The 11,322-nt window shown below is 67.5% G+C and carries 13 protein-coding genes; 4 read left to right on the forward strand and 9 right to left on the reverse strand.

Features of this window, described 5'->3' with window-relative positions; all coding sequences use genetic code 11:
- Positions 1-747 (forward strand): efflux RND transporter periplasmic adaptor subunit (locus BRAO375_RS17835; protein WP_035640877.1); only part of this gene is annotated, 747 nt, incomplete at its 5' end.
- A 20-nt stretch (positions 748-767) separates the two neighbouring features.
- On the opposite strand, the gene BRAO375_RS17840 is transcribed toward BRAO375_RS17835, so the two are convergent.
- The 4 genes from BRAO375_RS17840 to BRAO375_RS17855 all read right to left on the reverse strand — a co-directional run bounded on the left by BRAO375_RS17840 (position 768) and on the right by BRAO375_RS17855 (position 3,519).
- Positions 768-1,865: a D-alanine--D-alanine ligase family protein gene (locus BRAO375_RS17840; RefSeq protein ID WP_009028862.1), complete on the reverse strand. Its 1,098-nt coding sequence runs from the start codon at positions 1,863-1,865 to the stop codon at positions 768-770.
- 242 nt (positions 1,866-2,107) lie between these two features.
- Positions 2,108-2,647: a thermonuclease family protein gene (locus BRAO375_RS17845; protein ID WP_009028863.1), complete on the reverse strand. Its 540-nt coding sequence runs from the start codon at positions 2,645-2,647 to the stop codon at positions 2,108-2,110.
- 128 nt (positions 2,648-2,775) lie between these two features.
- Complete coding sequence (locus BRAO375_RS38065; protein WP_175345331.1) at positions 2,776-2,946, reverse strand: hypothetical protein; 171 nt, start codon at positions 2,944-2,946, stop codon at positions 2,776-2,778.
- Between the two features lie 159 nt (positions 2,947-3,105).
- Complete coding sequence (locus BRAO375_RS17855; RefSeq protein ID WP_009028865.1) at positions 3,106-3,519, reverse strand: hypothetical protein; 414 nt, start codon at positions 3,517-3,519, stop codon at positions 3,106-3,108.
- Between the two features lie 389 nt (positions 3,520-3,908).
- Here BRAO375_RS17855 and BRAO375_RS17860 point away from each other — a divergent pair, with 389 nt between their 5' ends.
- Complete coding sequence (locus BRAO375_RS17860; protein WP_035640882.1) at positions 3,909-4,856, forward strand: HWE histidine kinase domain-containing protein; 948 nt, start codon at positions 3,909-3,911, stop codon at positions 4,854-4,856.
- A 4-nt stretch (positions 4,857-4,860) separates the two neighbouring features.
- Here the strand turns inward: BRAO375_RS17860 and BRAO375_RS17865 are convergent, their stop codons facing one another.
- A complete protein-coding gene (locus BRAO375_RS17865; protein ID WP_009028867.1) occupies positions 4,861-5,109 on the reverse strand; it encodes a SemiSWEET family sugar transporter in 249 nt (82 codons plus the stop codon).
- 153 nt (positions 5,110-5,262) lie between these two features.
- Here BRAO375_RS17865 and BRAO375_RS38880 point away from each other — a divergent pair, with 153 nt between their 5' ends.
- The gene (locus BRAO375_RS38880; protein WP_009028868.1) at positions 5,263-5,397 is read left to right on the forward strand and encodes a hypothetical protein; all 135 of its coding nucleotides are present in this window, start codon (positions 5,263-5,265) and stop codon (positions 5,395-5,397) included.
- A gap of 138 nt (positions 5,398-5,535) precedes the next feature.
- Positions 5,536-6,549 carry a zinc-dependent alcohol dehydrogenase family protein gene (locus BRAO375_RS17870; protein ID WP_009028869.1) on the forward strand — a complete coding sequence of 338 codons (1,014 nt, stop codon included), beginning with the start codon at positions 5,536-5,538 and terminating at the stop codon, positions 6,547-6,549.
- On the opposite strand, the gene BRAO375_RS17875 is transcribed toward BRAO375_RS17870, so the two are convergent.
- From BRAO375_RS17875 to BRAO375_RS17890, 4 genes are all read right to left on the reverse strand, one after another.
- On the reverse strand, positions 6,546-7,439 hold the full coding sequence (locus tag BRAO375_RS17875; RefSeq protein WP_009028870.1) for a DMT family transporter: 894 nt from the start codon (positions 7,437-7,439) through the stop codon (positions 6,546-6,548). The two genes, BRAO375_RS17870 and BRAO375_RS17875, sit on opposite strands and share 4 nt — an antisense overlap.
- Before the next feature lie 388 nt (positions 7,440-7,827).
- Entirely contained in the window at positions 7,828-9,000 is a 1,173-nt protein-coding gene (locus BRAO375_RS17880) for a M20 aminoacylase family protein (RefSeq protein ID WP_009028871.1), read from the reverse strand.
- A 205-nt stretch (positions 9,001-9,205) separates the two neighbouring features.
- Positions 9,206-9,418, reverse strand: a complete 213-nt coding sequence (locus BRAO375_RS17885) for a zinc ribbon domain-containing protein (protein ID WP_009028872.1) — start codon at positions 9,416-9,418, stop codon at positions 9,206-9,208.
- 81 nt (positions 9,419-9,499) lie between these two features.
- A complete protein-coding gene (locus tag BRAO375_RS17890; protein ID WP_009028873.1) occupies positions 9,500-11,239 on the reverse strand; it encodes a CYTH and CHAD domain-containing protein in 1,740 nt (579 codons plus the stop codon).
- Between the last annotated feature and the right edge of the window lie 83 nt (positions 11,240-11,322).

An 11,322-nucleotide genomic window follows, 5' to 3' on the forward strand; every position in this document is an offset into this window, starting at 1 on the left:
GCGAAGGAGCGCGCCGAGCTCGCGATGCGGATCGCCGACCGCGACCTGCGCGCCGCCGAATATGTCGACCATGCCGCGGGGCACGAGCTCAATCAGCTTAGAGCCATGCTGGCGCGTTACGGCAGCAGCACCGATGCCGAGGTGACGGCCGAGAGCTGGAATGTGACCGCGCCGGTCGGCGGGCTCGTGCTGAAGGTGATCCAGGAAAGCGAGACGACGGTGCAGCCGGGCGCGGCACTGCTCGAGCTCGGCGATCCACGCGATCTCGAAGTGGTCATCGACGTGCTGAGCACCGATGCGGTCGAGATCCGTCCCGGCGCCGAGGTCACGATCGATCGCTGGGGCGGCGCGGGGCGCCTGGCGGGCCGGGTTCGCCGCGTCGAGCCGGCGGCCTTCACCAAGATCTCCACGCTCGGCGTCGAGGAGCAGCGCGTCAACGTGCTGATCGATCTCGTCTCGCCCGCCGAGCAGTGGCAGCGACTCGGCGATGCCTATCAGCTCGATGCGAAGATCGTCGTCTTCACCCAGGACGACGCGACCATCGTGCCGACCGGAGCGCTGTTCAGGCGCGGCGACGATTGGTCGGTGTTCGCATTGAAGGACGGGCGCGCCGAGCTGCGCAAAGTGCGGATCATTCGCCGCTCAGGCCGCTTCGCGGCCGTGGCCGAGGGCGTCGCCGGCGGCGATGTAGTGGTCATCTATCCCAGTGACCGCGTCGCTGACGGCGTCAAGGTCGCGCCGCGTTGACACGCCGCCCTCACGCAGCCTCACCGCTGCGACGCCAATCCCTGCAGCCGCGCGTGCCGCGCCAGCGCGTGCGCGATGAGTTCGTCCATCAGCGCGGGCTGGGGCAGGCCAGTGGCCTCCCACATCTTCGGATACATGCTGATGTCCGTGAAGCCGGGCAGGGTGTTCACCTCGTTGACATAGACCTCGTCGCCACGGACGAAGACGTCGACCCGCGCCAGACCTTCGCAGCAGAGCACGCCGAACACCTCGGTGGCCATCTTGCGGATGCGCGCGGCGAGGACGGGCTCGACCTGGGCCGGGACGTGCAGCGCGGCGCCGTTGGCATCGGTGTACTTGGCCTCGTAGGAGTAGAAGCCGTGGCTGTTCGCCGGCACGATCTCGCCGAGCTCGGAGGCGGCGACCTTGCCGTCGGCGTGCTCCAGCACGGCGCATTCGATTTCGCGCACCGGAGAGATGCAGCGCTCGATCAGGATCTTGCGGTCGAAGCGCAGCGCGAGGCTGCAGGCGGCATCGAATTCATCGGCGTTGCGTGCCTTGGAGATGCCGACGGAGGAGCCGAGATTGGCCGGCTTGACGAACAGCTCGGACGCGCCGACCGCGTCGACGGCAGCCGCGTAGCTCACCGGTGCCGCGGCGGTCATGGTCACGAACGGCACGATCGGCAGGCCGGCGTCGCGCAGCAGGCGCTTGGCGACGTCCTTGTCCATCGCCGCGGCCGATCCCAGCACGCGGTCGCCGACATAGGCGACACCGGCCAGCTCGAGCGCGCCCTGCACCGTGCCGTCCTCGCCGTTCGGGCCATGCAGCACCGGAAAGATCACATCGAAGGCGAGCTCGCGGGGGACCGCGTTGCCGAGAACGAGCGCACGACCCTGGCCGGCCGGCAACAGCACGATCTCCGGGCCTTCGGCAGGCACAATGAGTGCTGGGCCCGCTCCGTCATTGACGGCGTCGGCGAGCACCCAGCGGCCGTCCTGGGTGATGCCGATCAGCGTGACGGCGTAGCGGCCGGTATCGAGCGAGCGGAAGATGTTGGCCGCCGAGGCCCGGGAGACGTCGTGCTCCGCCGAACGCCCGCCGAACAGGATCACCACGCGGGTTTTTTCTGAAGTCATCGTCGTCACCAAGCTGAGCCGTGCCGTGACGACGGTAGCGCGAGAGGTTGGTGCGTGGCAATCGACGTGCCTTGCCGGCACAGATGCAAGACGTCGCGCCGCCATCGGGGCGGCAAAGCGGCGACGTTAGGCGGTGCGTGCGCAGCGTCGCGCGGCGTGTTCAGCGGCGGCGTGGCGGGCACCGCGCCATGACGAGCCCGGCGTGACGCAATGGCGCGGCTGCGCCTTGCCCATCCTGCAGGCTAACGGCCGCCATCCGAGCACACTGCCGTGGTGCCGCCGGCATGCATGCAGCTGCGATACAGCGGCGGCTCGACGAAGCGGCCGGACCAGAGACCACGCGCGGCGCGGCGGGCGGCGAGCTGGTCGGACGTGTAGGCGCCGTGTGAATATTGCGGCTCCTCGACGGCGAGGCCGCGCGACACCATGAACCTGCCGAGATCACTGCCGGAGGCAGCGCAGCGCGCCACGATGCGGCCGTAGCGATCGCCGTCGACCGGCGTACAGCGCACGATCCTGCCGCGCGTAAACTCGTCCAGCGTGTTGGCGGCGAGCGCGCCACAGCGATATGGCCTGCGGTCGCGGCCGCGGCAGAGTTGGGCGCTCTCCGGTGCGTCGATGCCCCAGAGACGGATCCGCGCGCCGTGAATGTCGAGCGTGTCGCCATCAACGATGCTGACTCGGCCGATCAGATCGGCGGCGGCGAGAGGCTGGGCGGCGAGCCCCAGGAGAGCGAAGCAGGCGAGGAGGAGGGAACGTCGCAAGACCGGCACCTGTGGCACAAGGGTGATCGTCCGAGCGCGAATCGATCACGGATCATTGTGCTTTATAGCCAAGGTGAGTTGCGCGCCGATGTGGCGGACGCCGCGAGCTCGGCAAATCGTGAAGCAATTCCGCGCGCGGTTCGCGTTCAGCGGGACGGATGTCTGTCGCGCGCGGCGCGCTCGACCTCGGCGGCCAGCAAGCTCAGGTGCTCGGCCAGGCGGGCGAACAGCTCGCGCTTGTCGCGGTCGGTGGCGAGATCGCGGATGAGCGCGCATTCCGCTGCGTCCGCCCGCAGCTTTTCTGGCTGCGTCATCAACTGTGACATGTTCCGCTTCCCTGCCGCGCCGGCAAGATTTCGAAACGACGGTTGATCAACATTGTTCCGCGTGCTTGACGATTTTTCGATCTGTTTGTTCGTGGCCCTATCAGGGCACCTCTCGAGACGCTCGTCATGCGCTGACCGCACGATCGCCCGCTAACGCTCGCCCGGCCACCATGTCGAGGCTGGATGCGCGGCCGAGATCTTGGTCTCGCGCAACGCGACCAGCGCGCTGCGCTTGTAGGGGCGGCCGGTCCGCCGCGAGCAGTCCTGGCAGCGCATGTAGCGCTCGAGCTCGTGGATCGGCGTGGTCTTGGCGCGCCTGATGATGTCGAGCGCGACGGTCTGATTGGTGTCGCAGCCGAGGCAGCGCACTTCGAGATAGTAGTAGCCCGCATTGAGCGCATCGCCGAGCAACGGCGAGGGCTGCGCCGGTCCCTTGTAGCCGAGCATGCGCTTGTTCCAGGCGTCGCAAGCGAGGCGATCGGCCTGCTTGCGCGCGCGCGCCGCCTGCTCCTGCGCGATGCGGATGCCGGCCCCATAGAGTCTCTCGCGCGATTTCGTCGTCATGGCTGCCATGATCGGCGCTGTGGCGCGCATCGGCAAGCCGCTAGGATTAGCGCGCAGAGGACCAGCAGATACAAGCTGTTTCGCGAGCAGCGCTCCGATACCGCCGCGTTGGAGGAGGCGTCGGCTCTTCCGGCGTGCTGCGTCGTGCCGCGTCTCGTCTCATACGCTGTTCCGCCGATCGACGGCGCTACGCGCGCAACACGCTGCAGGTCATTGCCCGGGACGGAACGCCATGCGACCGCTGCTGCCGTTTCCACGTCACGGATTGACGCGTTCCGTCGGGCGCAAAGTGCGCAGCGGAACGCAACTACGCAGGAAAAGTTCCAAAAATTTTTGCTCCTGCATGTCAGTTCCTTCAGCTTGTTCCTGTCCGCCCCCGGCGATAGAGGTTGCATTCGGGGTCAATCGTGCGCGCGGGTCAGAGTTTTTCGAATTGGATCGTTCGTCGCAGGCCGTGGTCGCCGACCACGTTTCTGCTCACGTCCGTTGCCGTGGCCATTTCCGCCGCGACGCGGGCCGGATTGGATCAGGCCGGTGCGACGCTGGCCTATGCCCCGTTCTTTCCGTCGGTCCTGTTTGCGACGTTGATCGGCGGACTGCCGGCGGCCGTTTTTGCCGCGTGGCTGTCCGCCGCGGTCGTGCTGATCGGCTTCACCGATCGGCCGGGCCACGAGGAGGTGGTCAATCTCGTCGCGTTCCTCGCGGCGTCGGCGCTGGTGATCTGGCTCGGCAATCTCTGCCGCGACGCGCTCGTGGAGCTGAGGCGCAACGAGCATGCGCGCGAGATCCTGCTCGGCGAGCTCAGACATCGTGTCAACAATCAGCTCGCGGTGTTTCAGTCGATCGTCCGCTCCAGCCTGTCAGGCGAGGATCACGACAAGGGTGAGGCGATCGCGCTCCGGCTCGATGCGGTCGCGCGCGCCAACACGCTCGCCTGGTCGGGTCAGCGCGTCATGACGTTGCGCATGCTGCTCGACGCCGAGCTGCAGGCCTTTCGCGCCTCGGGCCTGGTGACGGTGGAGGGGCCGGACGTGCCGCTCGGCCCGGAAGCGATCCGCCATCTCGCGCTGGTGTTCCATGAGCTCGCGACCAACGCGGTCAAATATGGCGCGTTGCGCGGCGATGGCGGCCGGCTCGAGGTGCAGCTCGCGCAAGAGGGCGGTCGCTGCGTGGTGACATGGCGCGAGCTGGCGGGACACGTGGTCACGCCGCCGGCCGGCGAGGGGTTCGGCACGCGCATGATCCGCGCCAGCCTGGCGGCCGTCGGCGGCAGCATCGAGCAGGATTTTCGCGAGGGTGGCCTCGCGTGCCGCATCAGGTTCGAGGCGGACGTGTGAGTGATCAGCCGCGCCGGATGTCGCGGATCTTGAAACCAAGCAGCGCGATCACCAGGCTGGCGCCGAGGAGGTTGGCGATGACGACCACGATGTCGTCGCGGATCACGCCGTAAGCGACCCAGAGTGCGAGGCCGGCACCGAGCGCCAGCAGCGTCTTCACCGACAGATCATGCGTGGCGCCGCTTGGATAGGCTTTGCGGACCTGGGGCACGTAGGACAAAGACGTCAGCGCCGCAGCGAAGGCCGATCCCATAGCCGAGCTGTTCCATCCGATGAGTCCGCCTCTTGGCCGTGATGAACGTCGATGGACTGGCGTCGTTCCTCATCGGGCGATGACGGTTCCAGTGTTGTCGATCTGAAACGGTCGGTACCTCTGCCGCGTATGTGTGAGATGGATCGACGCGACATGATGCTGCTGGTTGGAGTGCTGCTGATCTCGATCGTGATCACCTGGTTTGGCACCGAGTATGTCGTCAACCACGTCGTGATCCCGCTGATCGATGACGGCAGGCTGGACCACCCCGATCTTCCCACGCCCTGACATGAGCCTGCGGGCGACGGGGACATTATTTGTCCGCGACACGGAACGAGCACCTGCTTGATCGGCGACGCGAAACGCTCCACCATCGCGCAAACGGCGCGCGGCAGGCAGCGCGAGCAGTGGCGGGGGGAACATCCGATGAAGTGCTATGAGCTGCAAGGTCCGGGTGGAATCGATGCGCTGGCGCTGGTCGACAAGCCCGTGCCGACGCCCGCGCGCGGCGAGGTGCTGGTCCGCATCGCCGCCGTGAGCCTGAATTATCGTGACCTGCTCACGGTGAAGGGGGGCTACGGCTCCAGGCAGAAATTTCCGCTGGTGCCGCTGTCGGACGGAGCCGGCGTGGTCGAGGCGGTCGGCGACGGCGTGGCCGGGTTTGTGCCGGGCGACCGCGTGATCGGCAGCTTCTTCGAGAGCTGGACCGGCGGCGAGCCGAGCGAGACGAAGATGCGATCGGCGCTTGGCGGCGCGGTCGACGGCACCTTGACTGAATACCGGATCTTTCCCGCGCAGGCGCTGGTGCGGACGCCCCCGCATCTCTCCGATATCGAGGCCGCGACCCTTCCATGTGCCGGCGTCACCGCCTGGAGCGCGGTGGTCAAGCTCGGCGGCATCCGCCCCGGGCAGACCGTGCTGACGCAGGGCACGGGTGGCGTCTCGATCTTCGCGCTGCAAATCGCCAAGCTGGCCGGCGCGCGCGTGATCGCGACGTCGTCGAACGAGGCCAAGATCGCGCGGCTGAAGGAGCTCGGCGCCGATGTGACGCTGAACTACAAGACCACACCGGACTGGGGCAAGTACGCGCGCGATATCACCAAGCAGGGCGTTGATCTCGTCGTCGAAGTCGGCGGCGTCGGCACGCTCAACGAGTCGATCCGCGCGACGAAGATTGGCGGCACCATCGCCTTCATCGGCGTCCTCGCCGGCGCACCGGCGTCGGAGCTGCGCCTGCCCTTGATGGTGATGCAGCAGCAGCGGCTGCAGGGCGTCACTGTCGGCTCCGTCGACGACCTGCAGGCGCTCGCGAATGCGCTGGCCCTGCATCAGGTCAAGCCGGTGGTCGACCGCGTCTTCGCCTTCGCCGAGGCGCGCGAGGCCTTCCACTACATGTCGAGCGGCGCGCATGTCGGCAAGGTCGCGATCGCGCTCGGTTAGACTCGCGAGCGCGCCGGCAGCGTCATGGCGACAACGCCGATGACGATGCAGCCGAGGCCGATCCATGCTGTCGGTGCGAGGTGTTCGCCGAGTCCGGCCACGGCGATGGCCACGCCGATCGGCACGCGCAGATAGGATTGCGCCGTCGCGCCGATCGAGCCGAGGGTCTGTACCAGGCGGAAATAGATCACCATGGCGGCTGCGGTGGAGACGGTTGCGAGCGCGATCAGCGCCAGCACCGAGCGGAGCGATGGCGTCAGCGTCCAGGGATGGTCGATCAGCAACGCGAGCGGGATCAGGATCGCGGCGCCGGATAGCAGTGATCCCGCAGCCGGCAGCATCGGGTCGAGGCCTTTGAAGCTCTTTCCCATGATTGCCGCGCCCGCGTAGCACACCGTGGCGGCGACGATCGCGAGCTGCGCCCATAATTGCTGGCCGAGCCCGTGCAGCGCCTCCACGCCGACGATGAGACAGGTGCCGGCGAGTCCGGCAGCAACGCCGCCGAGCTTGCGCATCGTGACCGGCTCGTGACGGGTGACCAGCGCGGTCAGCAGGAAGGTGAAGATCGGTGAGGTCGCGTTCAGGATCGTGGCGAGGACAGCCTCGATGGTGCGCTCGGCCCAGGCGATGAGCGTGAACGGAACGACGCTGTTGAGACAGGCCTGGATCAGGAAGCGGCGCCAGATCGCGGGCTCGCGCGGCCAGACGACGCCACGGCCGCCGAGCAGGGTTGCAAGGAGCAGGCCAGCCATCAACGTGCGCGCGGCGATCAGGCTGAGCGGCGGGATGGTTTCGACGCCGATCTTGATGAAGGTGTAGGAGGCGCCCCAGAGCGTGGAGAGCAGGACCAGGAGGACGAGGTCCATCGTGAGGTCGGAGCGGCGCTGCATGCGGGCCTCGAGAGGCAGGAGGATGCCTTCTCCTAGCCGCTGGCCGCCGCGGGACGCTTCGATGCAGGCCGAACTGTTGACGTCACAACCAGCATTCGGTTGGTAGGGGGGAGACAAAGCGCCGCCGAACGCGGCGCTGGCAGATAACGCGCCCTTTCCCCTTGTGGGAGAGGGCGGCACCGACTGAGCCGGGCGCTCGGTTGGGTGGGGGGTATGTCTCCGCGAGCAGCGCGCGTCGAGACATACCCCTCACCCAACCGAGCTTGACGCTCTTTCGTACATGCCCTCTCCCACAAGGGGAGAGGGCGCATTAACAGGCAGTGCGCTCATCTTCCTACGTCCGAGCGCAGCGGCAACGATTGGTTCTCGCTATGTTGTCACGAGCCGATCAGTTGGCCGGCATGCTCTTCTCAACCAGTTTCACCCAATAGGAGGCGCCGGCGCTGAGGATGTTGTCGTTGAAGCGGTAGGCCGGGTGGTGGCATTCGTTGCCCGGGCCCATGCCGAGGAACACGAAAGCGCCGGGGCGGGCTTCCAGCATGAAGGCGAAGTCCTCGCCGCCCATCAGCGGAATCGCGCGATCGTTGACGCGCTCGGAGCCTGCGACGTCGCGGGCGACATCGGCAGCAAACGCGGCCTGCGCCGGGTGGTTCATCGTGACCGGATATTTGCGCTCGTAGACCGCTTCCGCCGAGCCGCCATAGGCGCGGGCGGTGGCCTCGCAGACTTCGACGATTCGCTTCTCGACCAGATCGCGGATCTCGGGATCCAGTGTGCGGACGGTGCCCAGCATCTCGACCGTCTCGGGGATCACGTTGAACGTGGTGCCGCCATGGATCGAGCAGACCGAGATCACTGCCGACTTCAGGGGATCGACGTTGCGCGCGACGATCGACTGCAGTGCGTTGACGATCTGCGAGGCGATCAGGATGCTGTCGACCGCCTTGTGCGGACCGGCGCCGCCATGGCCGCCCTTGCCGGTGACCTTGATGTGGATCGCATCGGCCGAGGCGAGCATCGCGCCCGGCGAAATCTCGAAATGGCCTTCCGGCACGCCCGGCATGTTGTGCATGCCATAGACTTCCTGGATGCCCCAGCGCGTCATCAGGCCGTCATCGACCATCGCCTTGCCGCCGGCGCCGCCTTCCTCGGCCGGCTGGAAGATCACGATCGCGGTGCCGTCGAAATTGCGCGTCTCGGCGAGGTGCTTGGCGGCGCCCAGAAGCATCGCGGTATGGCCGTCATGGCCGCAGGCATGCATGAGGCCCGGCGTCTTCGACGCGTAGGGCACGCCCGAGGTCTCCTCGATCGGCAGCGCGTCCATGTCGGCGCGCAGGCCAATGGTCTTGCCCGAGGCCGACTTGCGGCCGCGGATCACGCCGACCACGCCGGTGCGGCCGATGCCGGTCACGACCTCGTCGCAGCCGAAGGCGCGCAGCTTGTCGGCGACGATGCCGGCGGTGCGATGGACTTCGTAGAGCAGCTCGGGATGTTCGTGGAAGTCGTGGCGCCAGGCGGCCATTTCGTCGGACAGGGCGGCGATGCTGTTGATGATGGGCATGAGGAGGGGATGACTCGCTGAGGTGGATCGGGACGCCGCAGCGTGCGGCCGGATCGGCCGACAGCACCGCGCGATGACGGACTATGACCCGGTCAAAAAAGCGAGGCAAGTTGTGGCCGGCATGGCGCCATGCGCGGACCAGCGGTGACGTCAGCGATCAGGTGCCGCGTTCCGGATTTCGAGACTTGGAGGTAGGCGGCTGGAGCTAGCCGGCCGGAGCCGGCGACGGCACGCGGGGGTATTTGTGCTCGGGCGGCACCACCAGGCGGAAGGCCCGCAGCTTCGGCTCGCTCCATGCGGCCAGCGGTGTGCCGCAGATGCCGCAATCGGCCCGGCCGGGAGCGCCCAAGGCGGAGGTCGATTCCGCGATCTCATAGGCGGCGTGACAATGAGGGCACGTCAGGCTGGATATCTTCATGGCTTCACTCTGACACACATCGCGTCTGCGCGTTTTGAACCAGATCAATGCGACGCATCGACGACCGCACCAGACAACGCGTCAGGCCTCCTCGGGTTGCCAGGGCGTCGGCGTCTTCGTGAAGCTACGCCACGCGTCGCGCAGTGGATCCTCGACGCCGGCCATCGCATGCGCCTGCCAGCCGGTAATCGCGGCGGCGGCGATCGCCGCGTCGGTCGAGGTCGTGCCGAGCGTCTCGATGACGTCGGCGGTGACGGCCATGTCGTTGTAGTGGCCGAGCTGCTCCTGCAGGTCGGAGAGCGACCTCGCATATCTCTTCGCCGGCTTGCCCGGACCATACAGCGGCAGCAGGAAGTCGATGCTGTAGCGCAGCTTCTTCAGCGCCAGCCGCAGCCGGTGGCGGCGGTCCGCCGGCAGCTTCTTGAAATGGCGGCCGCGCTTGAGCGCCTTCTGGTGCCGCTCCGAGAGGACATGTCCGGCAAAATCGATCGCCGGCCCGGCGAGGCGGCCGAGCTGATCCGGCGAGACGTCGTTGCGCCAGCCACGAGTCGCGGTCCAGGCCCCCAGTCCGAGCACGAACGAGGTGCAGCGACGGTCCGCGAGCGCGATGCGCAGCTTGCGATAGGCGAGGTCGCGCTGCCGCTCCGCCAGCCCGCGCAACGTGTCGAAGCCTGCGACCGTGCTGCAGGCGTCCGCGATCTCGGGCAGAGTCTTGGTGAGGAAGACGTCGAGGTCGCGCGCCGCTGAGAGGTTCTGGGCCAGCCAGCGCGCGTCCGCCTCGAGACCGTCGAGCGCAGTCGATGTGCCGAGCGGCCGCATGATGTGCAGCGCGGCGCGCAGGCGGCGCAGCGCGACGCGCAACTGATGCACGCCTTCGGGATTGCGGCCGTCCTCGGCGGCCGGCAGGGCCTGTAACAGGTGGTGCAGGCTACCGCGCAGCACGATCGCGAAGGTCTCGTCGAGCGACACGGTCGGATCGAGGTCCGGCCGCCGCGGCTTGTCGGCGCCCGGCGGACGGTCGGCAGCAAGATCGAAGCCACGCGCCGATTTGCTGCGGATCGACGGCCTGATCTCGCCGTGCTCGGCCAGCCGCAGCGCGATCTCGTAGATCGCGGCCGGACTGCCGCTCTTCAGCTCCAGCTCGATCTCGCTCACGATCTCGCTGCGCTCGCCGGCCTTGATGACGCCGCTGTCGAACGCGATCTCCAGGACGGCGCCGGGCACGTCGATCAGGCGCGCGTGACGATGCACGTCGGCGGTGAACACCGCTTGCAGCGTCGTTCCGGTCAGCGTCTCGCCCAGCTCGTCCGGGAGCAGCGCCGCGGCGAGCGCCACATCCGGCTCCAGCGAGGCGACGCTCGCTTCCCACTCGCCGCGCTTGAGCGGATCATCGCTTTGCTGCGCCTTCACCGTCTGGACGAAGCGTGTGCCGCTCTGGCGGACACGCAGCGTGAACCCGTTCTTCCACAGCACACGCTTCGGCGTGTCGTAGTAGACGGATTTGAGATGTTTGCGCGCGCCCTTGTTGCGGGCATGTGCCGCAATGACCGCCGCAGTGTTGAAGCCGGCGAGCTGCGCGGGGTCGACAAGCAGCTTGAGCTCGATCTCGTGGCCAGTGCCGGCCTCCGGATCGGGAAGCGACGGCGCGACCGCCTCGCCGTCCACGGTTCGATCTGAAGTCTTCGTGACGGTCTGCTCATCGAGCGGCAGCGCCGTGTCGACGCCGTGGCTTTGACCGCTGCTCGCGGAGTCGCCGGCGTGCGGCGCGCCAAGTGCACGGTCGCTGCCGTGAATCGACGCGGTCGCGTTGGATTCGGGCATTTGTCGAGTCTGTAACCGTTTGATGACAGTCATCTCTCGTATAGCTGCGGCGCACGACCGGGGACAGTGGCATTTCGCGCAGG

The sequence above is a fragment of the Bradyrhizobium sp. ORS 375 genome, assembly GCF_000239775.1.
Lineage (GTDB): Bacteria > Pseudomonadota > Alphaproteobacteria > Rhizobiales > Xanthobacteraceae > Bradyrhizobium.

Coding starts and splice junctions, on each gene's coding strand:
- BRAO375_RS17840 (WP_009028862.1), bottom strand. CDS start 1,865: ATGACTTCAGAAAAAACCCGCGTGGTGATCCTGTTCGGCGGGCGTTCG.
- BRAO375_RS17855 (WP_009028865.1), bottom strand. CDS start 3,519: ATGACGACGAAATCGCGCGAGAGACTCTATGGGGCCGGCATCCGCATC.
- BRAO375_RS17865 (WP_009028867.1), bottom strand. CDS start 5,109: ATGGGATCGGCCTTCGCTGCGGCGCTGACGTCTTTGTCCTACGTGCCC.
- BRAO375_RS38880 (WP_009028868.1), top strand. CDS start 5,263: ATGATGCTGCTGGTTGGAGTGCTGCTGATCTCGATCGTGATCACCTGG.
- BRAO375_RS17870 (WP_009028869.1), top strand. CDS start 5,536: ATGAAGTGCTATGAGCTGCAAGGTCCGGGTGGAATCGATGCGCTGGCG.
- BRAO375_RS17875 (WP_009028870.1), bottom strand. CDS start 7,439: ATGCAGCGCCGCTCCGACCTCACGATGGACCTCGTCCTCCTGGTCCTG.
- BRAO375_RS17880 (WP_009028871.1), bottom strand. CDS start 9,000: ATGCCCATCATCAACAGCATCGCCGCCCTGTCCGACGAAATGGCCGCC.
- BRAO375_RS17885 (WP_009028872.1), bottom strand. CDS start 9,418: ATGAAGATATCCAGCCTGACGTGCCCTCATTGTCACGCCGCCTATGAG.
- BRAO375_RS17890 (WP_009028873.1), bottom strand. CDS start 11,239: ATGCCCGAATCCAACGCGACCGCGTCGATTCACGGCAGCGACCGTGCA.